Here is a 26,660-nt window from a genome sequence, read left to right as displayed (position 1 = left end):
GTGGGACCAATGATTGGGGTGAAGTCGTAACAAGGTAGCCGTATCGGAAGGTGCGGCTGGATCACCTCCTTTCTAAGGATAGGCTAAGTGGTAATATTATTGCTTAGCCAACGGAACACTATATTATAGTGAAAAAGACAGACATTTATGTTGTTGTTCAGTTTTGAGGGAGTATTATATCTATACTTAGATGGGCCTGTAGCTCAGCTGGTTAGAGCGCACGCCTGATAAGCGTGAGGTCGGTGGTTCGAGTCCACTCAGGCCCACCATCTATACCTACATACTAAAATGGGGCCTTAGCTCAGCTGGGAGAGCGCCTGCCTTGCACGCAGGAGGTCAGCGGTTCGATCCCGCTAGGCTCCATCCAAATAAATGTCTATAAGTAAAAAGCTTGTAGATGTTTATTTTTTTCTATCGAATAAATAATTGAAATGCTTTTTACAAAATTTATTTTAGTTGAGATTATATTTGAGATAGGCTATATTGATAAGAGGTAAATGCGATCAAACGTTTATCAGTAAAATTACTCTGTATAATATAGCAACTTTAATTTATTTTATTCCATAGTAGCTCAGTGGTAGAGCAGGCCGGCACAAAACGTTTTTATCATTTATATTAACATGGATAGGCCTGCGAGGAGTGCAGATGCACGACGAGCCGTAAAGTTTATGAACAAAACTTAAAGTATTATAATAAATTATTCTTATTCCACAGTAGCTCAGTGGTAGAGCAGGCCGGCACAAAACGATTTTATCATTTATATTAACATGGATAGGCCTGCGAGGAGTGCGGATGCACGACGAGCCGTAAAGTTTATGAACAAAACTTAAAGTATTATAATAAATTATTCTTATTCCACAGTAGCTCAGTGGTAGAGCAGGCCGGCACAAAACGATTTTATCATTTATATTAACATGGATAGGCCTGCGAGGAGTGCGGATGCACGACGAGCCGTAAAGTTTATGAACAAAACTTAAAGTATTATAATAAATTATTCTTATTCCACAGTAGCTCAGTGGTAGAGCAGGCCGGCACAAAACGTTTTTATCATTTATATTAACATGGATAGGCCTGCGAGGAGTGCGGATGCACGACGAGCCGTAAAGTTTATGAACAAAGCTTAAAATAGTATAATAAAATTCTTGATTCCACAGTAGCTCAGTGGTAGAGCAGGCCGGCACAAAACGTTTTTATCATTTATATTAACATGGATAGGCCTGCGAGGAGTGCGGATGCACGACGAGCCGTAAAGTTTATGAACAAAGCTTAAAATAGTATAATAAAATTCTTGATTCCACAGTAGCTCAGTGGTAGAGCAATCGGCTGTTAACCGATCGGTCGTAGGTTCGAGCCCTACCTGTGGAGCCATATTTATGCTCCCATAGTTTAACGGTAAAACGTTGCCATGGTAAGGCAAAACTGCCGGTTCGATTCCGACTGGGAGCTTATTTTTTTCAGGGTAATGGGAAAACAGTGTAGATAAAGGGTTAAATACCAAGACCTAAATCAAAAAGTTCATAAAAAATAAAGGGCGATACATATTATAGTATCGCCCTTTTACTTCTTGTTCGACAATCGTGCAGAATATCATTCCTTAACCCTTAGCCCCAACATTGTTGCAAATATAATTGCCTGTTCAGGAGAAACTAAACAACCTTTCACATTTTTAGCAGTATCCAGGTTGATGTGTTCGAAAAAGCATGTACTTAGATCAATTCCGTCGAGTGAAGTTTGTGTAAAATCGATGTCGTTTATATCACATTGATTGAACTTAACCTTGTTAAAACTGCAATCATAATAGTTAGCACTGTGCAAAGATGAATGATCAAATATCACTTGTCTTAATTTCGGTTCAATAAATGAACTAAGATTTAAAATACAGTTTTCAAATCTAACATTTTTTAAGTAAGCCCCAGTAAAGTCTATCCCAAGCAATTTACAATTTTTAAACGTAACCCTGTGTAAAATACCTTCCATAAAACTAGTGTTCGACAAATCGCAATTCTCAAAAGACACATCCATAATGTCTACTTTTTTAAAGGATGATTGTAGTATCCTTGTACTTTTAAAAAGAACTTTCGATAAAAGCAATCTTTCAATTTCCTCGTTTTCAATAAATGATTCGATAACCGTTCCATCCGTTAAGTAAGGCTCTTCTTTATAATGCACATCCTCAAAATGGATCTTTTTTAAGTCTTGTTGGATTCTGGGAAGTTCAATTTTAAAATTCTTAGACATAATAATTTACCACCCTTAATAATTTTAGGCACTTTAATGTATTATAATAGATCTCATAAACAAAAATAAGTCTTTATCTTCTATTGCAATTCTGCTACTCGCGCTGATATATCTCTAAGTGAAGCATTTTTTGACTCGAATTAACTATTCCAAAACGAAAAAGTTAGCCATTCTACATCTTTATGAAAGTGCCGTCATTTAATCGTGTTGATCCTAGAACTATTAGAGATTGGATAGAAAAGATGAAGTTTAGTCAGGAAAATTCCATCATTTCTTGTGTTACTAGAAACAGTACTAATATTTTTTAAACAAATTTTAAACTGACTCTATACATTCATTTAACTCCTTCATTTATAATGAACGAAGAGGTGATAAAGATGGGGTTCATGGAAAATCACATTAAATATAAAATGACAAAAGAAAAAAGACTCTTAAATCAAATTTATTTCCTAGGATTAGTCGTTTTCTTTTCCGTTTTATTAACAGCTTGCGGGGGTGGTCAAGCTATCGATGATGCTGAGAGTTATGTGTCAAACATTGACCAAATCCACATCCCAAGTAACGTGAAAATAATCGGCTTTGGGGAAGCGACACATGGAAACATTGAATTACAAAACTTGAAAAAAGAACTATTTGAAGCATTTATTCAAAATGAAAATGTTCGTGTATTTGTATTAGAAGGGGACTTTGGTGGTGGACATTACATTAACGAATTCATATTAACTGGAAAAGGTACGGCAGAAGAGGCTGTGGATGCTCTTGATTATGGCATATATAAAACAGACCAGATGATTGATTTTATTCAATGGATGCATGATTACAACACCAAAGTAAGCGAAGACAAAAAAGTCTATTTCTACGGTAATGATATGCAACGTTTTGATTATAGTAAAATGGGTTTGCTAGATTATTATGAAACTGTTGATGTGACTAAAGCAAAAGAATATACAGAGCAATTGGAACAGGTATCAAATGATTCAATGTGGGAATTAACAACTAAATATTTGGAAGAACTAGATGAGATACTTGAAAATATTATATTAGATCTGAAATCAAATGAAGCGGATTATGTGCAACAATCGTCTTCGGATTCATTTACTTTTGCTCTGCAATTTGCACAAGTGATGAAGCAACGTACACAGCTCCTATTAAATGAAGAAAACTATATGCAACTTCGTGATCAGTATTTAGCTGAAAATTTGGAATGGATTGTTGAGTATGAAGCAGCTCGCGGGCATGATAAAGTTCTTTTTTCTGGACATAATGGCCATGTAGAAAAAACCTCTGCTTCCTTAGCTAACTACAAGTCGATGGGAAGTTATTTAGATGATTTATATGGTGCAGATTATTTTGCAATTGGCTCGGATTTGATGAAAAGTAAATTTCAAGCATTTAATAGTGGCAAAGATAAAAGAGCCATTTATTCTATTAAGAATCACAATAAGTTAGTAGATGCATTTAAAGAAGTTGAATCGAATATATTTTACGTTGGATTTGATAGGGCAAGTGAATCGGCAGAGTTGTCGGATATGATAAAAAGCAAGCAGAAAATGGTCAATATAGGCGATGATTTCCGAGGATGGTATAAGGTTTTGAAAATGTTTTATACAATTGAAATGACTCCAGCAGAAGCATATGACGGCATCATCATTATAAAAGAGTCCACGCCTACGACTGTGATTGAATAGTGCAGAAGTAAAGTTGAACCTTATGAACGGAGCGCACGAATGTAAAGAAGCATTAAAAGGTGAATCGCTTTTAATGCTCTTTTTCTATATTCATTAGGTAACTTAAATTTCTACCTTCAACCGTCTTGTCTTGGAACAAATCTGTCTTATTTTTAAGTAAAGATAAAAATCGCTACACATTAGATGAACTTGACACTTTCATGTCCGGGAAAAAATATTAACATATTCCCCGATCAAATTTTTTATAAAGTAAAAATAACAAAACAAAATGAAAGAGCAATGCTACTATTAAATAGAGTAGCGCATGTGTATCAGCTGTAATTTCCTCGATGACCTTCACTGTCCAAAATGTAGGTAAAATACTAACAATCCATTGTATTTTCTCTGGTGCAAAATGGATGACGAACGGAGCAAGTAATAAAAAACTGGAACTTTTACTTAATGCTAATCCTTCTACACGGTTTGTTGCAAAAGTAACTAGAAAAAGGGCAAAAAGAGGTGCTAATAGAGCAACGATTACGATAATCACTATTTTCCAGATGAAAGGGACAGCGATGCCTGATAGCTCTAAAAAAATAACTAATGAAAAAACGGTAATGACAAAAGGACTTATTAATCGATAATATAAATACCCCTTTTTCCCAAAAGGTGTAACTGAAATATAGGAAATAATCTGCATGTCTCGCTCTTCTAACATTAAAAATCCAGCAATCATCCCAATTAAAACTGGAAGCATCAATAAAAAAACATAAAAGATTAGCTTCATATATGGGAACAGGGAAAGGGAAAACTGAGACCAAAGTATATCCATAAACATTGGTAGTCCAGTACAATAAATAAAAATCAGGATGAAAGGTCCAAGGAGAGCAAGAGCTAACATTGGATCATGACGAAGATTTTTTATATCAGTAATTGCCATCAATGTAATGCGTTTGATCATGTCATTTTACCACCTTTCCATACGATATATTTTGTAAACCAAAATTTCGCCCAAAACCAAAAGATAATAATCCAAATAATTAAATGAAGTAGGGCTAGAATATTGCTTTTCCACTGAACCTCTTCAAATGCATTTCGTAATAAAAGAATCGTACTATGTGTTGGGAGAAAATGACTAAAGGGTACTGCATATATATGTAAAAACTCTAATAAAGGAAAGCCAGCAAATAATAACCCGAAAGGAATCGATACGAGTATAAATCCGTTCATACTTTTACATCTAGTTGATACCGCAAGCCCTAATAAGATAAAAAGGATGGCAGTTAAATAAATTCCACAAAGAGTCCAAACAGTAAGAGAACCAGTGCCAAGTGAGAATAGTAGAAAGAGTGCTCCACTAACAACAGCTGGTATCGACATAGAAAAAATTTTAATCAATAAATATATCGATACGTTAATTGGTGTGATAAAAAGCGCATCATAAACACCTTGTTCTTTTTCTAATAATAAGTTAGCAGCAATAAAAGTTGAACTAAATGAAGTAATTTCGGTAATTAGTAGGATAACTACCGCTATTTGTTTGGCACTTTCAGTGAATATGAGTGATACTAAAATAAGCATGATTGTTAAGATTGCATATGCAAAATAAAAACCTTGCCGAAATTGAAATTTGACATCGTGGATGAAAATACCTCTTATTTTCATGATAATGACCTTCCTGTTACATCAATGAAAATACTCCCTAATGTTGTTTCTTGTGAATGAATCGTTTCAATTTCTTTTTCCCTTAAAAGTCGTGCAAAAGTATCATTCGTTCCAATCGTATCTAAGTCAAAAGTAGCCGATTGAATCTGGAAGTTTTCTTTATATTCCACATGAACTTTCCGCAATCCATATTGGAGCTTTAACGCGCGAGGCGAATCAATTAAAGCAATTTTTCCATTGATGATAAATGCTACACGATCACAAATCGCATCAGCTACGTGCATATCATGGGTAGTAATTATAATTGTTTTTCCTTCTGCCTTTTTTGCCCGAATAATATTTAACACATTCTCTTTATTAACTGGGTCTAACCCAGAAGTTGGTTCATCGAGAAAGATGATCTCAGGATTGTGTAATAGTGCCCTACAAAAATTCAAGCGCATTTTCATCCCCTTTGAAAGCTCAGAAAACATACTGTGTGCATCCTTTTCCAAACCAACCATTTCAAGCAAATGCATTGGATCTTGTTGCTTTTCCGAATACAGAGAACGAAAGAAAGTAAGGTTTTCCATTGCAGTAAAACGAGTATAAAAATTAGGGAACTCAAAGGCTACGCCAATCTTTTCAAAATATTCTTCTTTCATATGTTTAAGTTCTTTATTACATATAAAGACATTTCCGTGATATCCCTTCAACATCTGTATTAAAATATTTTGGATTGTACTTTTACCTGCACCAGATGGACCTAAAAAGCCAAAGACTTCCCCTTGCTCAATAGTAAAGTTAACCCCTTTAATAGTCGGTTTATCTGTTCTTGGATACGTATATGTAAGATCACGTACGTTAATCATAAGTACTAGCCTCCTCGATTACTAATCCGTCAGCCATCATTTGAATAAATTGGGTCATTGTTTCCTCAAAATTTGCTTCCCCGATGTATTTTCTTTGCAAAGATAAAAGAATTAACGAGCGAATCATACTAACGATCACTTCTGGATCGATTTTTTTCATTACTCCTATCTCTTGCCAATCTGTAATGAAAGGAGCAAAAAAAGACAAATCTTTATCTGCATTTAATGCTAGCTTTTCGACAGGTACTTTCCTCGATAATTGTTGCATGACTCTTTCATCGTATAATTGGCTTAATATCGGATTTTTATCTAAAGATTTTATACCAAGATGTAAGAACTGAGCAAATCGGTCTTTCGTTAATGTCTTATTTATCAGTACCTCCGTCAATTCATTTTGTACCTTTTCCTCCTCTTGCTCGATAATTTCATAATATAATTCTTCTTTTGACATGAAAAAGTTGTAAAAGGATCCTTGAGCAATTCCAACACTCTTTGTTAGTTCCCCAATACTTGTTTTCATCAAGCCAAATGTTTCAAATAACTTTTTACCTTCTTCGATTAACCTCTGCCGAATGTATACTTTTTCTTGGTCAGTAAACTTTTTTGACATTTTCTCAGACTCCCATCAATGAACACGTGAATAATATTATTTTATATTCATACATTATAATACTTTATTCGTTTTGTAAAGGAAGTGGAAAAGGTTTTGAAGAAGCGCGCTAGAAATACGAAGTTTGATAAAGTAATCAGCTACCGCAGTATATAAGATTAGTGAATAGCTACAAAATTCAATCGGATACAAGTGAAGTTCTAAAGGAATTATTGTTTCAGGTAAAAAATGGAGATATGCTGGAGAGACTTTTCGGGTGCCAGAATGAAGTCATATTATTTTTCTTGCGGCTAAGGTTGATCATATTGTTCCATGAACACAGATAGTTGAATTGATCCTATCATGCTTTTAGTGATGGATTTCTATTTTTTTATTATCTGTGGTACATATTCTAGTTCTTTAATGTGAAATATAAAAGGACAAAGAAAAAAGGATTATGTATATGAAAAATGAATCTATTCGCCCAATCCATATTATTTTACTAACAATGACAGTAATAGGTTTAAAAAATCATGTCACAATCATTCCTCCGTTATTACAACATGCAGGAAGAAATGGCTGGGCATCGGTATTATTATCATCACTCGCACTATTACCTTGGGTATTATTGTTGTTGTATGTCCATAAAAAATCAAATCAAACAGAAATGAAAGAATGGCTTAAAGTGAGAATTGGCAAAGTCTGGGCCAAAGTTTTTAACTATGTCTTGGCATTTTTTCTTATAACTTTAGCCGCTTTTACGATGAGAGAAACGATACATTGGATAAGTGCGACTTTTTTACTGGAAACCCCGATTTATTATTTATTAATTATTTACACAGTTCTTTGTGTCATGTTTGCATCTACAAGCATTAAGACAATAGCTATTACGAATGTTTTTGTATTATTTGGCGTTGTCATATTTGGATTTTTTGTCGCCTTTGCCAATATACAAGTAAAAGATTATACTTTGTTACGCCCTTTTTTTGAAGATGGATTTAAACCTGTTTTATTTGGGATGGTATATCCTGCATCTGGTATGGTTGAGCTTGTCTTACTTCTTTATCTTCAACATCAGGTGAAAGGAGGTATCCGTTTTTTCCATTATATAATAATTTTTTTCATATTAACTATATTAACGTTAGGTCCGCTAATTGGAGCCATTACAGAGTTTGGCCCTGATGAAGCAATGAAACAACGTTACCCAGCATATGAAGAGTGGGGGTTGGTAACAGTTACTCGTTTTATTGAACATCTTGATTTTTTATCCATTTATCAGTGGCTAACAGGTGCATTTATCAGAGTAGGAATTTTATTATTTTTTGTTATTAACTTATTGAATGTAACTGGAAAAAAGAAGAAAATATGGGGATTGGTAGCGCCGCTCTTTTTTATTGCTTGTACAGTATTGCTTATGCTGGAAGATCAAGCCTTTGTTAATATTAAAGGGAATTACTTTCTACTCATTACATTTATTTTCTTTTTGATTGTATCATTATTTTTCGCGCTTGTTTCTATTGGTTCAGGTAAATCATCTAGGAGGACAAATACATGAAGTCAAAAAAGAATAATTGTACTAAACAGGATAGAGAGACAGAAGAAAAAATAAATAAGCAATTGTTAAGGAAGTTATTTCAAAAATCAGCGGATGTTCAATTTCAAGATTATACGTTTAATGACTACAATGTTTTATTTATTACGTGCCATGCAATGATAGATGTACATTTTTTAAACGATGTAATAGTTGAAAGGGTACAGTTTTTTCTTCATAGAGATTTGGATGAACAACCATTTGAAGAGTTGGCATTAAGTCACTTACACGTTCCTAGACTTGAAAAAATAGAAACGAAAGCAGAGTTAATATCGAAAGTTTACACTGGGCATGTCATTCTTTACTTTGAAAAATTTAATATGATCTTTTCAAGTGATATATCGAATAAACCAAATCGGAGTCCTGAAGAAACGAAAACTGAAATGCCTGTTAAAGGTCCACGGGATAATTTTATTGAAGATGTATCAATAAATATAGCCTTGATCCGAAAACGTCTTCCTACAAACTCTTTATGTGTAGAAACGTTTGAACTAGGCAAAAGAACAAAAACAACCGTGGCGGTACTATATTTTGAAGATATTGTGAATAAGGATATTCTTCATGGAATAAAAGAAAAAATGGAGAAAGTAGATATTGATATTGTCTTTAGTGGTGACATTTTGATGGAATATATTGATAAGCGCTCAAGGCTTTTTCCAAGACATGATTATACGGGAAGGCCAGACTTTGCTGTACAATCTCTGGCGCGTGGTAGGGTTTTTATCCTCGTTGATGGAGTAGCGTATGGGGTGATAACACCGGTCAATATTTTTTTACTATTTAAATCAGGAGAAGATAATGAGTATCCGATAATTTTTAGTTCATTGGAACGGATCTTACGGGTTGCAGGTATTTTAATCGGGGCTTTTCTTCCCGCTTTTTGGTTAGCTTTAACAACGTATCATCAAAATCAGCTACCAATACAATTATTGGCAACAGTTGTTAAGTCTAGTACTGGTCTTCCGTTTCCTGCGGCTCTGGAAATGTTACTCATGCTTGTGATGTTTGAACTATTTCGAGAAGCCGGCTTACGACTCCCAGATGCGATTGGTGGGACACTTAGTGTTGTTGGCGGTTTAATTATTGGTGATGCAGCAATTCGGGCTGGAATTACTAGTCCTGCCATGGTTGTTATTATTGCTGTTTCTGTCATATCGACATTTACTTTATTAAATCAGTCGCTAGTTTCGGCAGTTAGTATCATTCGGATTATTGCCATTTTATTTACTGCGTTCTTCGGTTTATTTGGCTTTTTTATAACTATTTATTTTGCACTCTTTTTATTAGCCAATATTCGTATATTTGGTGTTCCATACTTAAATATAGGAAGTAATACTAACTGGTCCACGATTAAAAAAACAATCTTTCGTTCATCTCAACAAGAGTATACAAAAAGACCAAGCATGTTAAAGACAACCGATAATACAAGAACAAATGAGGATGAAAAATGAAAGCTAAAATTGCTGTTCTTTTAATATGTAGCTTTATTTTATTACTTTCAGGATGTTGGAGTATGAATGAAGCTGAAAGAATGTTATACATGCATGGAATTGGGATTGACTATCAAGATGATCAATATGTAGTGTATGCGCAAATTATTGATTTTGCCAAAATTGCTAAATCAGAAGAGGCAAAAAGTGAACCAGAACAATCTGAAGTAGGTTATGCTACGGGTAAAACGATGGAAGAGGCTGTTTTTAACTTATATAAAACCGTCGATGAAAAGATTTATTGGGGACATCTTTCTTTTATCGTATTTTCTGAAGAAGCTTTAAAAAAAGGGAAAATGGATGCCGTTATTGATGGATTTATTCGATTTATTGAAACACGATATCAAGTATGGGTATATAGTACAAAAGATAAAGTGAAAGATGTGTTACTAACTGTACCAATTATTAATACAGCCATTAATCTTTCTAGACTTAGTAATCCATTGAATTCATATGAACAAGCTTCCTATATAGAGCCAACCGATTTGAGAAACTTGATTATAGGTTTAAATGAACCGAGTCATGAAATGGTCATTCCTTCTATTTCTGTTGTCCAAAATTGGGAAACAGTAACAAGGCAGACGAAAATAGCTAAGTTATCAGGAGTAGGTGTCGTATCACCAAAAGAATTCAAGGGTTTCATTGAGGAAGATAAGGCGAATGGTCTCCAGTGGATGAATAATAGGTCAAAGCGTGGGGAGATATCTTTTCGTCTTAATAAAGAGGATGAAAATTCGTATATAGCTGTCATATTATTTAAAGTAAAAGTAAACGTTAAACCGATTATAAAAAAAGATACTGTACAATTTGATATCGATGTATCGATGGATGGGACGGTTAACTCTGTCCCTGAACATGTGAAATCAGAGGTCATTCAGAAGCGAATTGAACAAGATGTGAAGAAAGAGATTAAAAAAACATATAAAGAAGCTTTAGAAAAAGACATTGATATTTATCGTTTATCAGAATATGTCTATCGAAAAGATAATAAAGCTTGGAAAAAATTCGAAAAGGATGGAAAGATTGAATTAACAGAAGACTCTATTCGTACGTTAAATGTAACAGTCAGAAAAATAAAGTCAGGAAGAAAATCCTTGTCCAAACCATTTAGTAAATAATCTTTGATGGACTGAACAGGTATTAGTTTAACGAGGCAGTTAGTTAGGGTTTACTGAATAAAAAGAAATCCCATCTACATCGATAGTTTGTACCCGTTTTTCTCGATATAAAGTGCAAGGCTTTTGATCGATTTACCAAAAAACCTTTGCATATGCAATGAACTACTCTAGTTGTCTGGAGCGAAAGTGACTGACTCCAGCGGGAAAAGCAACAGAGGAACGCAGACTAAGAACGCCAGGTCCTTATGTCTTCGTCTGGGCTAGTACATCCTGTACGTCGGAAGACCCCGCAGGAAGTGGTTTTCTTCCGAGGCGGGTTAAGTTCGCGACGTCCTGGGACTGGGACTGCGCTAAATGCTCGTCCCATCGAAAAGAGTTTGCACTTTCGTTCGTCCCATCGAAAAGCTTTGTCGCAACACCTGGGACTGCGATTACTCGTCACAATAAACATTGTGCGTCGGAGGCTGAAGCCGTGCCCGCTAAAAAGCATGTCACATTTCGCGGAAGACAACGGTAAGATGAACGCAATTTAGTTGTTCAGCAGACCCTAGTTAATTTGGATAGGGAAACATTAGAGATTGATTCAGAATTAAGAAAAGGTATTAGGGATAATGGAAGAAAGATTTGTAATTTTGATGGTTTTACAAAAAAGCGCAAGAACAGATGTAAATCAAACTGATAAAGGGAAGTTGCAAATTCAAGGTAACGAGGTAGTTGCTTAACAAAAGGGGTTAGGCAGTAGGTTTAATGAAGGGGTTATTTTTTAGCTTATAAAAGATAACCTCTTAAAAAGAGGTTATCTTACCTTGTGAACGGAGTTAAAATTATGAAGCAGTTCTAAGTAATGTTCTTGGTTGCCTATTAAATAAGAAAAAGATAACAATGATACAAATGATCATCGCTGGTATCATATACGTACAATTATAGATGAACGAATACAGCCAAGCAGGTTGGTCTTCTGGGGCATATTCTGCAAAAAACACGAAGCCTGCAACGACATGGGCGGTAAATCGTAATGAACCTCCAACAAGCACACCGATCAAAACATAAGCAAAAGTTGCTTTTGCATTTTTATTTCGAACCGCTTGTTGAACAGGTTTTGCGAAAAGTCCTGCAAATCCTAATACTGTAAAAGCAAGGCCATACTCAATTAACCCTTGCCAAAAGTTCAATATATATGCATCTCCTACAGCGATTTGTAAAATACCCCACAAAAATCCAGAAAGTAACCCACCTTTAAGGCCCCATCTGAAGGCGATAATAAATACCGGGATCATGGCTAACGAAATGGATCCCCCTGCAGGCCAGATTTTAAACTTTAAAAAAGGAATAATGTCTAATAGTAAAGCTAAGGCTGTTAAAATTGCAACTTCAATAAAAAATAAAGTACGTTTTGAACTCATCTGAATACACTCCCCAAAATATAAGTAAACACAAAAAAAGCAATGTCGGGGATGCTTCCTGATGGCACATTCCGTTCACATTGCATAAAACCCATCAAAAAAGCTACATCCCTACGCTAGTACTAACTAACAGGTTCGAAGGGTCAGAACAAAAAGTTCATTCTCAGCCAAATGGCTCCCCTTGTAGACAATTTTTCTATTCGCTTTTCTTGTCCTTTATAGTTTACCATTAGTCGCAAGCCAAATACAACTATGTTAGAAATACCTCAATTAACCCGTGCATCTCTACTTACTTTACAAACAAGTCTCATCAATGCCTTATGTGCCGGCGGAACAATTGTAAAAAAGATGTCCATTGTTCTCTTCATCGGCATTGGACAAATAATTGGCACGTTTTTATGGACGTTTTTCAATGTGATTTTAGCTAACTTTTCTGGAGACATAACTTTTTGTTTTTCCATTTGCTTTTGAATCATTTTTTTATCGATATTTACTGCTTTTGCTTTATCAAAAATAGGGGTATGAACAAAAGCTGGACAAAGAGTGCTCACTTTAACCCCAAATTGCTCTGCTTCATAATGGAGAGAAGTCGTTAAACCAACAACAGCATGTTTAGTCGTTGCATAAACAGAAGATACAGGCGATGGTCCAAGCCCGGCAGCCGAAGCGGTGTTCACAAGGTGACCAAATCCTTGTTCTTTCATCATTTCATACCCTACTTGTGTTCCATGAATAACTCCCCATAAATTAACGTCTATCATTTGTTTCCAGTCATCCATGGACATATCATATAATTCACCATACATGGCAATGCCCGCATTGTTAAAAAGATAGTCTAAACGACCAAATTCTTTATAAATGGATAGAATCATTTGTTCAACTTCTTTAAAATTAGTCACATTAACATGTACGTATCTTGCATTGTTTCTGGATTTGTTTAATTCTTTTTCTACTGTTGTACCATCTGCATCAACAATATCTGCGACAATGACGAATACGCCTTGCGAAACTAATTCATATGAAAGTGCTTTTCCTATACCGGATGCACCCCCAGTAACAATAGCAACACGCTTACCACTTTCCATTTCATCACTCTCCTAATTTTTAAATTACTTTTTTATATGCCCTAAAAAAATAGTAACGGATTGTTCAAATAATGGTTCTAGTGATTTTAATTGTTGTGTATTTGTCAGTTGGCATAAACCTCCTAACCATGTTCCAAATAATGTCGTCCATTGTTCGATATCGCCATGCTTAAATTCATCGTTGTCCATCCCATCTTGAAAAATAGAACGATATGTGCTCATCGGAGTAATTGCTAAATCATATAATTTTTTGATCGATTCTGGATGTGTATTCGGGTTAGCAGCCAATTCTTGCCCAGCCTTTAATAGTGGTGTTTGGTAATGATAAAGAACATATTTTGCAATTCCATACAATTTTTCGGTAGCTGTCGTAAATTGGTCTTCTTTTTCTTGCCATTTTTTATACCAATGTTGCATGGTGTTTTGGGCTAACCGTACAAACAATTTTTCTTTATTTCCAAAATGGTAATATATATGTCCTTTACTATAACCTGAAGCATTTGATATATCTGCAACCGACGTTTGTGCATATCCTTTTTGAGCAAACAGAATGGATGCCTCTACTAAAATATCATTTTTTACTTTTTTGCTATTGTAACTTCTTTTTTTCAAAAAACTACCTCCAATAAATTGAACGATCGTTCTAAAATAATTATATCTTTTTTCTATAAAATTGGCTAGATGAAATGGATGGAATTCACCATTTTGTCATTGGTGGAAAATGTTCCTTATTTACGACCAGTTTATTGATTTATTTTTTTACAATCTCTTGAGAATTGTAGTATGCTAAAATGTAACGGATATGGGCATAACGATCTTCAAGTAACACTATTTGAAAAGAAAGCATTTGTCATGAGAAAATGATGTGTTCCATTTAGAAATGATCTATATGGGAAAAATGCTGATGAATTAATCCATAAAAGAAATATACATATGTTATGACTATTGAAAAAGGTGGATAAAACTAGTGGGTAAGAAAAGGATGTCGGGAACAGAACGAAGGGACTTCATTATTGGACTATTAAAGAAAACGAAACAACCAATTACTGGTCAAGAGCTTGCTAATCAAACGAATGTCAGTCGCCAAGTAATCGTAACAGATGTTGCTCTTTTAAAAACGAGCAATGAGCCAATTATTGCAACGAATCAAGGTTATTTATATTTACAACAACAATCACCGAATCATTTGCATAGACGGATTATTATTTGCAACCATACACCTGATCAGACTAAAATGGAGCTTGATATGATCGTTGATTGTGGGGTAACTGTTTTAGATGTAATAGTGGAGCATTCTATATACGGTGAATTAACTGGTTCACTCATGATTAATAGCCGTGCTGATGTCAATCAGTTTGTCACTGCACTTTCTAATTATGAAGCAACATTATTATCTGTTCTGACAAATGGGATTCATTTACATACATTAGAGGCTGATTCGATGGAGAAAATAGATGCAGCATGTAAAGCATTAGCCGAAGCAGGAATACTATATACAGAGCGAAATAAGTAGTAAAAGAAGTAGCAAATAACGCACTCTAAATGATAGGTATAGTAAAGCTGGGGTAACACGCTTTGAAGATAAAATAAAAACGCATGAAATCTGATTCAAAATCTTGATTTCACGCGTTTTATTTTCGTGATTTGAATTGAAAATTTTTTACTTATGCTCCAACCACTTGCTTTTAAAGTCCCATAATATGATAACCTGAGTCGACATGAATCACTTCACCTGTAACTCCACGTGCTAAATCACTTAGTAAAAACATTGTCGCATCACCGACTTGGTCTTGGTCCACATTTCTTCTTAAAGGAGCTTTTTCTTCAATGACAGAATGGATTTCATTTAATCCGGAAACACCTTTTGCAGAAAGTGTGCGGATTGGTCCAGCTGAAATAGCATTCACGCGAATATCATTTTTGCCAACATCTTCCGCCAAATACCTGACGCTAGCTTCTAATGACGCCTTTGCCACGCCCATCACATTATAGTTTTTCACTACTCTTTCAGCACCTAAATAAGACTGTGTGACGATGCTTCCACCTTCAGTCATTAATTTTCTCGCTTCATTTGCTATAGCGACAAGGGAATAAGCACTAATTTCTTGTGCTAATAAAAATCCTGCTCGTGAAGTGTTTGCATATTCACCTTGCAGTTCGTCTCGATTAGCGAATGCGACAGAATGGACGACACCATGGATCGTACCAACTTTTTCTTTTATCTCAGCAAAAGCTTCTTTAATGCTTTTGTCACTTGCAACATCACAAGTAACGAGTAATGTTGCTTCTATATGATGATCTTCAAGCAATTTTTGTAATTTTTGATAAGAACGTTCCTGTCTATTCGTAAAAATAAGGTTTGCACCTTCTCGGTGAAGTGATTTCGTAATACCCCATGCGATGCTACGTTGATTCGCAACTCCCATTACGACGATCGTTTTTCCTTTTAATAAGCCAGACATTCGGGCACCTCCATAATATGTACTTCTTTTATTATAACGACTTTGACTGTTTATGTATAAGTATAACGGCTCTTTCACACTTTTTCCTAATCGGGACAAAATATTTACACATAATCCTTTACAAAATAATAAAGCTTGTATATAATAAAAATCGTTGGCTTTTAAGACGTGTTATTTTGGCCCGTTGGTCAAGTGGTTAAGACACCGCCCTTTCACGGCGGTAACACGGGTTCGAATCCCGTACGGGTCATCATCAAAATGCCGGCCTAGCTCAATTGGTAGAGCAACTGACTTGTAATCAGTAGGTTGGGGGTTCAAGTCCTCTGGCCGGCATTTTTTCATCTTTATTTGTATAATTTAAAGAAGTTTGTAAATTATATGGAGGGGTAGCGAAGTGGCTAAACGCGGCGGACTGTAAATCCGCTCCCATCGGGTTCGGCAGTTCGAATCTGCCCCCCTCCATTGAGTTAACAATATTGGGCTATAGCCAAGCGGTAAGGCAACGGGTTTTGGTCCCGTCACTCCTAGGTTCGAATCCTAGTAGCCCAGTCATAACATCTTTGAACTTAGGTTATCGGTATGTTCAAACTACTTAGTAAACAAGGGAGTGTCATTCTTAAACAACCTTGTTTATTTGCATTTTTAAAAGGTTTTTCACATAATAGATACAATTAACTTTATAAATATAAATAATACAAGCAATTTATACATGTTTTTTGGTATAATTATATAGTGGACTTATGTAAAACAAATTCCAAGGATAAATCCGAACATTAGATACTAAAGAAATCTTAACATTCACGTATTGTATCATTCGCCTAATGGTTGGAACGCAGATGGTCGACTCTTAACGGCCGCTTGCTTAAAAGCGATCACCTAGAGTAGAAACTAGTAACTAATCTTCGTTGTTCGGATTTTTAACTGAAATAGTGAATAATGAAATTGATTCATATGAATAAAAGATAAAAGTTTACTATATAACTAATTACACTTTACAAGGGTGAATAGGATGGAAATATCTTCTAGAGTTCCCGGGTTTTATAAAATGACGGTTGAGGAAAGAAAAAAATATATCATTGATTTATGCCAATTGGAAGATGAGGATGCTGCACAATTAATGAATGAAGTTTCTTTACCGATTGAAACAGCAGATAAAATGATTGAAAATGTGATTGGGACATTTTCTCTTCCGTTCGGTTTAGGTTTAAATTTTATGATCGATGAAAAAGAATATATGATACCGATGGCCGTCGAGGAACCCTCTATTGTAGCCTCAGCTAGTTATATCGCAAAAATTGTTCGTGAAGCTGGTGGTTTTAAAACGGAAGCGACTGAGCGAATTATGATTGGACAAATACAAGTTGTAGGCTGTCCAGATTTTCAGGAAGCAAAAGAAGCGATACTACGAGAAAAAGAGATGTTAATCCAAGCTGCAAATGATGCTTATCCAAGCCTTGTTGCGAGGGGTGGGGGAGCAGGAGATCTAGAGGTACGCCTCTTAAATGAAGAGGCATCAAAGTTTAATCAAATGCTTGTTATTCATTTGTACGTAAATACATGTGATGCAATGGGAGCAAATATTATTAATACAATGGCTGAATCGTTAGCACCTGTTGTCGAACATTTAACAGATGGTAAAGTATATTTACGCATTTTATCTAATTATGCAGATCGTTGCCTTGCAAAGGCTACTTGTACGATTCCGCCTTATTTACTAGAATCTGATGGATTTTCGGGAGAAGAAGTTCGTGATGGTGTTGTACATGCATATGAATTTGCAGCGTCTGATCCATACCGGGCAGTAACACATAATAAAGGAATTATGAATGGAATTGATCCTGTCATTATCGCAACAGGAAATGACTGGCGCGCAGTTGAAGCTGGTGCACATGCATATGCAGCTAGAGACGGTCAATATAGTTCTATGACAACTTGGTCTGTAGATGGAAAGGGCAATTTAGTTGGTGAACTTGAACTTCCGATGTCACTCGGCATTGTTGGGGGAGCAAGTCGTGTTCACCCAATGGCTAAAGTAGCATATAAATTATTACGTGTAGAATCTGCAAGAGAATTAGCTCAAGTAATTGTATCCGTCGGCTTAGCGCAAAATCTTGGTGCGTTAAAAGCGCTAGTGACGGATGGGATTCAAAAAGGACATATGGCTCTTCATTCACGCTCTGTTGCCATGGCGGCAGGGGCAACTGGGGAGTTAATTGATATCATTGCTGAGAAGTTAGTTGAAGCAAAAGAAATTCGTGTCGGTTATGCAAAAAAATTAATGGAAGAGTATGCAAAATGAGTGTAGAAAAAGTAACAATCTCAGAAAAAATGGCTACTGGTGTCGCACATAGTAAGTTGATTTTGGTAGGAGAGCACGCGGTCGTTCATGGTCAACCCGCCATTGCCATTCCATTTCCATTAATCGGAGTGGAATCAATCGTTGAAAGAGTTATTGGTAATGTATACTTAGACAGTTCACTTTACCAAGGACCAATGGAATCTGCTCCAAAATCACTTGCAGGTATCGTAAATACGATAAAACAGACGTTAAAGATTTTAAAAATCCCGTATCGTGATTTATTAATCCGGATACAATCCTCTATTCCGCCTGGAAAAGGGCTAGGTTCTAGTGCGTCTGTCGCAATCGCTGTTGTAAAATCGTTGTTTATGTATTCAGATAAAGAATATACGAACGAACAGTTATTACAGCTTGCAAATATTTCTGAGACATTTGCACACGGCGCGCCAAGTGGGATTGATCCATTAACAATTACATCACCAAGCCCAATTTGGTATAAAAAAGAAGAGCCGATTGATTATATTCAGCCGACTGGGGAATTTTACTTTGTTGTTGCTGATTCTGGTCGTATGGCTGATACGAAAACGGCAATTGATACCGTTACAAGCTTGCTAAAGTTAGCACCTAAAAAGGTGTATGGCAAAATTGAAAGAATTGGTGATATTACGTATCAAGTAAGAGAGGCATTAGAAAAGTCAAGCAAACAATTACTCGGTACCTTGTTAAATGAGGCGCAAAAGGAATTAGAAGCAATTGGAGTAAGTGATTCTAGCTTAAATAAATTAATTCATTTTGCTAGACAAGAAGGTGCCTTAGGAGCTAAATTAACTGGTGGGGGTAATGGTGGTTGTATTATTGCGCTTGCCCGAAATGAGATTCATTCGATGCAATTAAGTGAAAAATTAAAACAATTTGGTGCACAGGCAGTATGGCCATTTGTATTAAAAAATGAATAACGATTAAAAAGTGAAATCGGTGTTATCGCCGATTTCTTTCTTGATTACATAAAAATTGTAAGACAAAATCTTATTAAAGGAGTAAATCAATGCGTGCAACAGCGAAAGCACATACGAATATTGCTTTAATAAAATATTGGGGTAAAAGAAATGAGGAATTAATTTTACCCACAAATAGTAGCCTTTCTGTTACCTTAGACGGTTTTTATACAGAAACAACTGTCCATTTTAAAGAAGATTTAAAACGTGATATTTTTACATTAAACAAAGAGGAAATTACGAATATTGCCTATGATAGGGTAACAAACTATTTAGATTTATTTAGAAATTATGCGAATAAACAAGGGGTGTTTGCAGAAGTACATTCGATTAATAAAGTACCAACTGCAGCTGGATTTGCTTCCTCGGCATCTGGATTTGCAGCGCTTGCCGCAGCTTCGGCAAAAGCTTTGCAATTACATTTAACAGATGAAGAGCTTTCACGTTTTACGAGACAAGGTTCTGGCTCAGCATGCCGTTCCATTTATGGCGGGTTTGTTGAATGGGAAAAAGGGCAAAGAGATGATGGAATGGATTCATTCGCCATTCAAATTGCGCCTCAAGATCATTGGGATATTCGTGTGGCAGCAGTTGTGCTTACTGCGAAAGAAAAAGATGTGTCAAGTCGTATCGGAATGAAACGAACGGTTGATACATCCGTATTTTATGACGGATGGTTAGAAAGCTTACCAAAAGACTTACAAGAAATAAAAGAGGGCATTATGGCTTGTGATTTTGAAAAAGTTGGTGCGATCGCAGAAGCAAATTGTTTAAAAATGCATGCTACTACATTAGGAGCATATCCACCTTTTACATACTGGCAAGACACTACAATGACTGTCATGCAAACAGTGCAACAATTACGCAAAAACAATATACCTGCGTACTTTACAATTGACGCGGGGCCAAATGTTAAAGTACTATATTTACCAGAAGATGAGCAAAGAGTGCTGGATAAGCTTCAGAATACGGAAGGTGTTTCAGAAGTAATTGTGAGTAAAGTGGGTAATGGGATTTCTTACGTGTAGGAGGGCTGTATGTTGAAGCGGCAAATGACGATTAAAACACCTGGAAAATTAATGGTAGCGGGAGAGTTTGCGGTATTAGAACCATATCATAGATTGGTTGTCATGGCAGTGGATCGATTTGTCTATTGTACGATTAAGGATCATGATAAAAATGAATTGTCGTTAAACGATTTTGATCTAACCCATTTACATTGGGAGTACACTGAAAGTGGCGTGAAGTTTAATTGTACAGATGCACGTATTCATTTTGTAAAAGATGCGATGACGACGACACTGACTTATTTACAAGAACAGTCGATATCGATTAGACCGTTTTCTTTATCCATTAAAAGTGAGTTAGATGATAAAGAAACGGGAGCGAAATATGGTTTAGGATCTAGTGCAGCTGTCGTTACATCGGTTGTAAATGCGATTTTAACGATGTTCGTAGGAAATAATCCATCCCGAAAATTAATTTTTAAACTTGCAGCCATTTCTCATATCCGAACACAAGGAAATGGTTCAGGTGCAGATATCGCAGCTTCCACATATGGTGGCGTTTTACTTTATGCGTCATTTCAAGCCGATTGGCTTAAAAAAGAGTTGAAAAAAGAAACTAGCATGACAAAAATGGTTAAAAAAGATTGGGAATTTTTGTCGATTAAAAAGATTGATTTTCCGGACGAGGTTCAAAGTTGCATCGGTTGGACAGGTAGCCCAGCATCAACTGCTAATTTGGTTCAGCAAATTTCCAAGTTAAAAGAAGAAAACAGGAAACAGTATGAAATGTTTCTACGTAAGAGTGAACATGCAGTTAACCTAATACTATCTGGAATGAAGAGTGATGATTTAAAGGAATTTTTTGAAGGAATAACCGAAAATAGAAAGGCACTGGCTGAAATCGGAAAACATGCGAAAGTAGAAATAGAAACGGAAAAATTGTACAAATTAAGTAAGGAAGCAGAACGATTTGGTGGTGCTGGGAAGCTGTCAGGTGCAGGCGGTGGAGACTGTGGTATAGCTTTCTTGCCTAGACATGTTTTTTGTGAAGATTTATACAAAGCATGGAGCGATATTGGAATTCAACCATTACAATTAAACGTATGCCGTCACGGTTCACAACGAGAACACTTTGAATAAATATACATTTTTTTGTCGAGTTGAGTCACTACCCCTTTGTTCGGTAAAATAGAGCTAGGACTTTAAGGAGGTAGTGTGATGAAAAAGGAAATTTCTATTATTGGGGTTCCGATGGATTTAGGACAAACACGACGCGGAGTCGATATGGGACCTAGCGCCATTCGTTACGCTGGAATTATTGAACGATTAGAAAGATTACAATATACGGTTCATGATTTAGGAAATATAGATATCCCAAGACCTGATCGTAATGCACCTGAGCGAGAAGATAAGTTACGGAATTTACCGGAAGTTGTCGATACGAACAAAAGATTAGCTGAAGTGGTTGATGAACAAGTAGAGAAAAATTTCTTCCCACTTGTTTTAGGAGGAGACCATAGTATTGCAATCGGAAGTATCGCTGGTGTATCTAAACATTATGAGAATTTGGGCGTTATTTGGTATGATGCACATGGGGATATAAACACGGTGGAAACTTCGCCATCAGGAAATATTCATGGAATGCCGTTAGCAGTAAATTTAGGGTTAGGTCACCAAAAGTTAACGGAAATTTTGTACAATCAGCCTAAAATAAAAGCAGAGAATGTTGTTCTTATTGGTGTTAGGGATCTTGATGAAGGAGAAAAAGATCTTTTACGTAAGTTAAATATAAAAGTATACACCATGCATGAGATCGATCGAATTGGTATGCCTCAAGTAATAAAAGAAACGATTGAATACTTGAAGGAACGAACAGATGGTGTTCACTTAAGCTTTGATTTGGATGGAATTAATCCATCTGAGGCTCCTGGTGTAGGAACACCTGTTATTGGTGGAGTAACATATCGTGAGAGTCACCTTGCATTGGAAATGTTAGCGGAAAGTAATATTATTACATCAGCCGAATTCGTTGAAGTAAATCCGATGTTAGATGATAAGAATAAAACAGCAATACTCACTGTCGCATTAGTTGGTTCATTATTTGGTGAAAAATTATTTTAATTATAAGTGGATGTTCCAAAAGTCCGGTAAAAATGACCTTTGTATTTCTTTGGCAGATAATAGAGTATAAACTTCTCTGGTTAAGCGCGCCGCCTCGAAATGCTTGGTCTTTTCATTTTCTTTTTGAACACTCAATCATGATGTGCACTACAATTACTTGTGGTGCGCATTTTTTGTCTTCAACGAGCGCTTGCGCTTTTTTTCGATGAAACAAACGGTATTCTTTTGAATGAAGATAAGAAATTTACAGCTTTGTTACAATTTAATTCATAATAAGCTGGAATGTTACAAAATGTAATTGTCTCTGTTTAAATTGACACATATGATTAATTCTGTAACGTACATGTCTATTTAATAATATGGTATAATATGTTTACCTTGCTTAAGGAGAAGTCTCCAACTTTTAAGTTGGGGAAGATGCATCGTTTTTATCACTCAGTGGGGGATCCAAATCCCGACTGAATTCAAATAAAAGCCTCCAGTGGATGTCACAGATTTTTTAGAGAAAGTATTTTGTAAGCTCAAAAAAACCTGTACACAATTAGGGCGAGGCAAAACTATATACTAGGCTTATGAATTTGTATTGTTAAAGGAAGTGTCAGCGTGCTAGTTGGAGGCTTTGATCTCGTTAATATCATTAGAATCGGCGTAGATATTACGATCGTCTGGTATGTTTTATATAAATTAATTATGATTATTCGTGGGACAAAAGCAATCCAATTGTTAAAGGGGATTGTTGTTGTCATCATTGTTTGGCTATTAAGTATCTTATTTGATTTACAAACGATTCAGTGGATTACGAACCAAGCAATATTATGGGGTTTTCTTGTCATTATCATTTTATTCCAACCAGAATTACGAAGAGCGCTTGAGCAGTTAGGCCGAGGAAGTATTTTTTCTCGTGGCACCAAATCAGAAGAAGAAGTAATTGACCAAATAATTAAATCGATTGTAACTTCAAGCCTTTATATGGCAAAGCGCCGGATTGGAGCATTAATCACGATAGAATTAGATACAGGTGTTGGGGAATATGCTGAAACAGGAATTCCGATCAATGGAGAGCTTACGAACCAATTATTAACGAATATCTTTACTCCTAATACTCCGCTACATGACGGTGCGGTCATTCTAAAAGATAGTAAAATAGTTGCTGCCGCTTGTTATTTACCATTATCTGAGAGCGCTTCTATTTCAAGAGATTTAGGTACAAGGCATCGAGCAGCACTTGGAATTAGTGAAGTAACAGATGCATTAACAATTGTTGTGTCCGAAGAAACAGGAGCTATTTCCTGTTCAAAAAATGGTGAATTATTCCGTGATTTAGATGAAGAAAAATTACATGATATATTAATGCGTAATTTAACACAAACAATAAAAGGCCCCGATGTAAATCCGCTCAATTGGAGGGCGAAAAAGAATGGATAAACTATTTCAGAGCAAATGGTTCATAAAAGTAATTTCGTTAGTATTTGCAGTTACATTGTATTTATTTGTAACAGTTGAAACAAATACGGCTGAAAACGAATCTCGAGTGATTCCGGGTGCATCAAATGAAGTGCAAGTGTTAGATGATGTCCCGTTAGATATAAGGATTGATGCTGATCAATATGTTGTCAGCGGCGTGCCAGAAAGTGTTACCGTTTCTTTAGAAGGAAAGACAAGCGTTTTAACACCTATTGTGAGACAGCGAAATTTTACTGTTTTTGTTGATTTAAGGGATTTACCTGAAGGAGAACATATTGTCGATATTGAGTACGAAAATTTACCTGATGACTTAACTGCCTATATTGAGCCCAAATCAATCGATGTAAATATTGAGAAGAGGGCTTCTAGGGAATTTGCTGTTGATGTCGACTTTGTAAATAGGGATAATTTACCGACAGGTTATGAGTTAGGCGTACCAGAAATTACACCAGGAACTGTGACAATCGTTAGTTCAGAAAGTATTATTGATCAAATTGCAATGGTCAAAGTTTTTGTCGATGTGACAGATTTAAAGGAGTCAATTAGAAACCGTGAAGTGCCGGTAAGTGTGTATGATATACAAGGAAACATTTTAAAAGTACGAGTAGAACCAGCAAGCGTAACTCTTTCAGTACCAGTTGATCGTCCGAGTAAAACAGTACCACTCAATATTACAACAAAAGGGGATCTTCCAGAAGGCTTTGAAATTGAAAATATGGAAGTAGCTGAAGAAATTGAGGTTTTTGGAAAACGTGAGTTACTAAATGAGATTGACATGCTTTCGACAAAAGAAATAGATCTATCCAAAATAGAAAAGTCAGGTGAATATGAGGTGGAACTTGACTTTCCAGATGGTATCATTGCAAATGATGAGTTGATTAATGTAACCATTGACCTAGTACAAACGAAACTTTTTGAAGATGTAAGCATTGATGTGGAAAACGAAGGGGAAAAAACGATCCACTTTATTAAACCAGATAAATCCCAAGTAAATATTAACGCAATTGGTAGTGATAAAGCGTTAAGTAATTTGGCAAAAAAAGATATTAGCGTCTCGATCAATATCGGTGATTTAGATGCTGGTGAACATGAAGTCGACGTTTCCATTTCTGGGCCTGATGATATTACATTTGAACCTGAACCTAACAAGGTAATCATTGAAATCGAGTAAAAAAGCAAGAACGGTTTTTGTTCCAATCTGATTGTAAATAAACGCACATGGGATTAGACTAGTTTTTAGGATAAAGGAGAGGTAAAGTTGGGTAAATACTTTGGCACAGACGGTGTTAGAGGGGTAGCAAATAAAAGCTTGACACCCGAAGTTGCATTTAAATTAGGAAGAATAAGTGGGTATATTTTTTCAAAAGACGGTAAAAAGCCGAAAGTATTAATTGGATTAGATACGAGAGTTTCAGGCCCGATGTTTGAAGGTGCGTTAATTGCAGGGTTGCTTTCGATCGGTGCTGAGGTAATGAGGTTAGGGGTCATTTCTACTCCAGGAGTAGCTTATTTAACAAAGGTTACGAATGCGGAAATGGGTATGATGATTTCTGCTTCCCATAATCCTTATGAAGATAATGGAATTAAAATTTTTGGTCCAAATGGTTTTAAATTAACGGATGAACAAGAAGCCGAAATGGAGAAACTTATGGATATGGAAGACACTTTACCACGACCAGTAGGCAAAGATATCGGTGTAGTTAATAATTACTTTGAAGGCTCACAAAAATACTTATCCTATTTGCAAGAAACGGTTGATAATGATTTCACTGATATCCATGTTGGACTTGATTGTGCTAATGGCGCAACATCAAGTTTAGCGGCACATTTATTTGCAGATTTAGAAGCGGAAATTTATACGATTGGAAATAATCCGAATGGAACGAATATCAATGATGGCGTAGGATCAAATCATACGGAAAAGCTCCAAGCCCTTGTGAAGGAAAAGGAATTAGATATTGGGCTTGCATTTGATGGAGACGGTGATCGTCTCATTGCGGTAGATGAAAAGGGGAACGTAGTAAATGGGGATCAAATAATGTTTATTTGTGCCTCTTATTTACATGAAAAAAATCAATTACATAAAGATACAGTAGTCGCAACAGTGATGAGTAATTTAGGATTTTATAAAGCGTTAGAGAGAAGCGGGATTCAGGCGGTAACCGCCGATGTTGGGGATCGGTATGTCATGGAAAAAATGCTTGAAGATGGATATAATTTTGGTGGAGAGCAATCAGGTCATGTCATCTTTTTAAATAATAGTACGAGCGGTGATGGCATGTTAACGGCAATCCAACTCGTTAATATAATGAAAGAAACCGGGAAAAAACTCTCGGAGTTAGCGGGAAAAATGACAGTTTATCCGCAAGTATTAAAAAATATTACAGTAAATAATAAAGAGCGGGTTCTGCGCAATCCAAAAATTCTGGATGAAATTGATCGTGTGAAGGCTGAATTAGGTCAATCAGGACGTGTACTTGTAAGACCATCCGGAACCGAGCCGTTAATTCGCGTAATGGTTGAAGCGGAGACAGAAGCCGACTGTGAAAAATATGTCAATCAATTAATCGATATCATCGATCGCTTAGCGTAGAAAAAACTGTTTCCCTTGATGA

The 26,660-nt window shown here is 35.9% G+C and carries 22 protein-coding genes, 8 tRNA genes, 1 rRNA gene and 1 riboswitch; of the genes, 22 read left to right on the top strand and 9 right to left on the bottom strand.

What is annotated here, in order from left to right:
- From DFR56_RS14440 to DFR56_RS14420, 5 genes are all read left to right on the top strand, one after another.
- A 16S ribosomal RNA gene (locus DFR56_RS14440) occupies positions 1-72 on the top strand; the annotation flags it as partial.
- A gap of 120 nt (positions 73-192) precedes the next feature.
- Positions 193-269 (top strand) — tRNA-Ile (locus tag DFR56_RS14435).
- A gap of 21 nt (positions 270-290) precedes the next feature.
- Positions 291-363, top strand: a tRNA-Ala gene (locus DFR56_RS14430).
- Positions 364-1,293: 930 nt separating this feature from the next.
- A tRNA-Asn gene (locus DFR56_RS14425) sits at positions 1,294-1,368 on the top strand.
- A gap of 7 nt (positions 1,369-1,375) precedes the next feature.
- Positions 1,376-1,446, top strand: a tRNA-Thr gene (locus DFR56_RS14420).
- Positions 1,447-1,587: 141 nt separating this feature from the next.
- Here the strand turns inward: DFR56_RS14420 and DFR56_RS14415 are convergent.
- The gene (locus DFR56_RS14415) at positions 1,588-2,238 is read right to left on the bottom strand and encodes a pentapeptide repeat-containing protein (protein ID WP_110396141.1); all 651 of its coding nucleotides are present in this window, start codon (positions 2,236-2,238) and stop codon (positions 1,588-1,590) included.
- A gap of 377 nt (positions 2,239-2,615) precedes the next feature.
- On the opposite strand from DFR56_RS14415, the gene DFR56_RS14410 reads away from it, so the two are divergent.
- The gene (locus tag DFR56_RS14410) at positions 2,616-3,926 is read left to right on the top strand and encodes an erythromycin esterase family protein (protein ID WP_244916539.1); all 1,311 of its coding nucleotides are present in this window, start codon (positions 2,616-2,618) and stop codon (positions 3,924-3,926) included.
- 217 nt (positions 3,927-4,143) lie between these two features.
- Here the strand turns inward: DFR56_RS14410 and DFR56_RS14405 are convergent, their stop codons facing one another.
- The 4 genes from DFR56_RS14405 to DFR56_RS14390 are packed head-to-tail and all read right to left on the bottom strand — an operon-like array spanning position 4,144 to position 7,031.
- Entirely contained in the window at positions 4,144-4,866 is a 723-nt protein-coding gene (locus DFR56_RS14405; protein ID WP_110396140.1) for a hypothetical protein, read from the bottom strand.
- Positions 4,863-5,570, bottom strand: a complete 708-nt coding sequence (locus tag DFR56_RS14400) for a fluoroquinolone export ABC transporter permease subunit (RefSeq protein WP_110396139.1) — start codon at positions 5,568-5,570, stop codon at positions 4,863-4,865. The genes DFR56_RS14405 and DFR56_RS14400 overlap by 4 nt, the downstream gene beginning before the upstream one ends.
- Positions 5,567-6,421 carry an ABC transporter ATP-binding protein gene (locus DFR56_RS14395; RefSeq protein ID WP_110396138.1) on the bottom strand — a complete coding sequence of 285 codons (855 nt, stop codon included), beginning with the start codon at positions 6,419-6,421 and terminating at the stop codon, positions 5,567-5,569. The genes DFR56_RS14400 and DFR56_RS14395 overlap by 4 nt, the downstream gene beginning before the upstream one ends.
- On the bottom strand, positions 6,414-7,031 hold the full coding sequence (locus tag DFR56_RS14390) for a TetR/AcrR family transcriptional regulator (protein ID WP_110396137.1): 618 nt from the start codon (positions 7,029-7,031) through the stop codon (positions 6,414-6,416). Before DFR56_RS14390 ends, DFR56_RS14395 begins: the two co-directional genes overlap by 8 nt.
- Before the next feature lie 442 nt (positions 7,032-7,473).
- Here DFR56_RS14390 and DFR56_RS14385 point away from each other — a divergent pair, with 442 nt between their 5' ends.
- The 3 genes from DFR56_RS14385 to DFR56_RS14375 are packed head-to-tail and all read left to right on the top strand — an operon-like array spanning position 7,474 to position 11,209.
- A complete protein-coding gene (locus tag DFR56_RS14385) occupies positions 7,474-8,565 on the top strand; it encodes an endospore germination permease (RefSeq protein WP_110396136.1) in 1,092 nt (363 codons plus the stop codon).
- Positions 8,562-10,052, top strand: coding sequence for a spore germination protein (locus tag DFR56_RS14380; RefSeq protein ID WP_110396135.1), 1,491 nt, complete (start codon positions 8,562-8,564; stop codon positions 10,050-10,052). The genes DFR56_RS14385 and DFR56_RS14380 overlap by 4 nt, the downstream gene beginning before the upstream one ends.
- The gene (locus DFR56_RS14375) at positions 10,049-11,209 is read left to right on the top strand and encodes a Ger(x)C family spore germination protein (RefSeq protein WP_110396134.1); all 1,161 of its coding nucleotides are present in this window, start codon (positions 10,049-10,051) and stop codon (positions 11,207-11,209) included. Before DFR56_RS14380 ends, DFR56_RS14375 begins: the two co-directional genes overlap by 4 nt.
- A gap of 824 nt (positions 11,210-12,033) precedes the next feature.
- Here the strand turns inward: DFR56_RS14375 and thiT are convergent.
- The 3 genes from thiT to DFR56_RS14360 all read right to left on the bottom strand — a co-directional run bounded on the left by thiT (position 12,034) and on the right by DFR56_RS14360 (position 14,309).
- Positions 12,034-12,612: an energy-coupled thiamine transporter ThiT gene (thiT, locus tag DFR56_RS14370; RefSeq protein WP_110396133.1), complete on the bottom strand. Its 579-nt coding sequence runs from the start codon at positions 12,610-12,612 to the stop codon at positions 12,034-12,036.
- 91 nt (positions 12,613-12,703) lie between these two features.
- Positions 12,704-12,804, bottom strand: a riboswitch (TPP riboswitch).
- 74 nt (positions 12,805-12,878) lie between these two features.
- Complete coding sequence (locus DFR56_RS14365) at positions 12,879-13,697, bottom strand: SDR family oxidoreductase (protein WP_110396132.1); 819 nt, start codon at positions 13,695-13,697, stop codon at positions 12,879-12,881.
- Positions 13,698-13,721: 24 nt separating this feature from the next.
- Entirely contained in the window at positions 13,722-14,309 is a 588-nt protein-coding gene (locus DFR56_RS14360; RefSeq protein WP_110396131.1) for a TetR/AcrR family transcriptional regulator, read from the bottom strand.
- Positions 14,310-14,679: 370 nt separating this feature from the next.
- On the opposite strand from DFR56_RS14360, the gene DFR56_RS14355 reads away from it, so the two are divergent.
- Entirely contained in the window at positions 14,680-15,210 is a 531-nt protein-coding gene (locus DFR56_RS14355) for a transcription repressor NadR (RefSeq protein WP_110396157.1), read from the top strand.
- Between the two features lie 172 nt (positions 15,211-15,382).
- On the opposite strand, the gene fabI is transcribed toward DFR56_RS14355, so the two are convergent.
- Positions 15,383-16,159 (bottom strand): enoyl-ACP reductase FabI, encoded by a 777-nt coding sequence (gene fabI / locus DFR56_RS14350; RefSeq protein ID WP_110396130.1) that lies wholly within the window; start codon positions 16,157-16,159, stop codon positions 15,383-15,385.
- A gap of 178 nt (positions 16,160-16,337) precedes the next feature.
- Here fabI and DFR56_RS14345 point away from each other — a divergent pair.
- From DFR56_RS14345 to glmM, 12 genes are all read left to right on the top strand, one after another.
- Positions 16,338-16,409 (top strand) — tRNA-Glu (locus DFR56_RS14345).
- A gap of 10 nt (positions 16,410-16,419) precedes the next feature.
- Positions 16,420-16,492, top strand: a tRNA-Thr gene (locus tag DFR56_RS14340).
- Between the two features lie 47 nt (positions 16,493-16,539).
- A tRNA-Tyr gene (locus tag DFR56_RS14335) sits at positions 16,540-16,621 on the top strand.
- Positions 16,622-16,636: 15 nt separating this feature from the next.
- Positions 16,637-16,708, top strand: a tRNA-Gln gene (locus DFR56_RS14330).
- Positions 16,709-17,168: 460 nt separating this feature from the next.
- The gene (locus tag DFR56_RS14325; RefSeq protein ID WP_110396129.1) at positions 17,169-18,458 is read left to right on the top strand and encodes a hydroxymethylglutaryl-CoA reductase, degradative; all 1,290 of its coding nucleotides are present in this window, start codon (positions 17,169-17,171) and stop codon (positions 18,456-18,458) included.
- A complete protein-coding gene (gene mvk / locus DFR56_RS14320) occupies positions 18,455-19,414 on the top strand; it encodes a mevalonate kinase (RefSeq protein ID WP_110396128.1) in 960 nt (319 codons plus the stop codon). Before DFR56_RS14325 ends, mvk begins: the two co-directional genes overlap by 4 nt.
- An 89-nt stretch (positions 19,415-19,503) precedes the next feature.
- Positions 19,504-20,481, top strand: a complete 978-nt coding sequence (mvaD, locus tag DFR56_RS14315) for a diphosphomevalonate decarboxylase (RefSeq protein ID WP_110396127.1) — start codon at positions 19,504-19,506, stop codon at positions 20,479-20,481.
- 9 nt (positions 20,482-20,490) lie between these two features.
- A complete protein-coding gene (locus DFR56_RS14310) occupies positions 20,491-21,600 on the top strand; it encodes a phosphomevalonate kinase (protein ID WP_110396126.1) in 1,110 nt (369 codons plus the stop codon).
- Between the two features lie 78 nt (positions 21,601-21,678).
- Complete coding sequence (gene rocF / locus DFR56_RS14305) at positions 21,679-22,581, top strand: arginase (RefSeq protein ID WP_110396125.1); 903 nt, start codon at positions 21,679-21,681, stop codon at positions 22,579-22,581.
- A gap of 603 nt (positions 22,582-23,184) precedes the next feature.
- A complete protein-coding gene (cdaA, locus tag DFR56_RS14300; RefSeq protein WP_110396124.1) occupies positions 23,185-24,006 on the top strand; it encodes a diadenylate cyclase CdaA in 822 nt (273 codons plus the stop codon).
- Positions 23,999-25,216, top strand: coding sequence for a CdaR family protein (locus DFR56_RS14295; RefSeq protein ID WP_110396123.1), 1,218 nt, complete (start codon positions 23,999-24,001; stop codon positions 25,214-25,216). The genes cdaA and DFR56_RS14295 overlap by 8 nt, the downstream gene beginning before the upstream one ends.
- 87 nt (positions 25,217-25,303) lie before the next feature.
- Entirely contained in the window at positions 25,304-26,638 is a 1,335-nt protein-coding gene (gene glmM, locus DFR56_RS14290; protein ID WP_110396122.1) for a phosphoglucosamine mutase, read from the top strand.
- The last annotated feature ends 22 nt before the right edge of the window (positions 26,639-26,660 follow it).

It is taken from the genome of Pseudogracilibacillus auburnensis, assembly GCF_003201975.1.
In the GTDB taxonomy this organism is placed as follows: domain Bacteria; phylum Bacillota; class Bacilli; order Bacillales; family Amphibacillaceae; genus Pseudogracilibacillus; species Pseudogracilibacillus auburnensis.
This window is presented reverse-complemented; position numbering and strand designations above follow the sequence as displayed.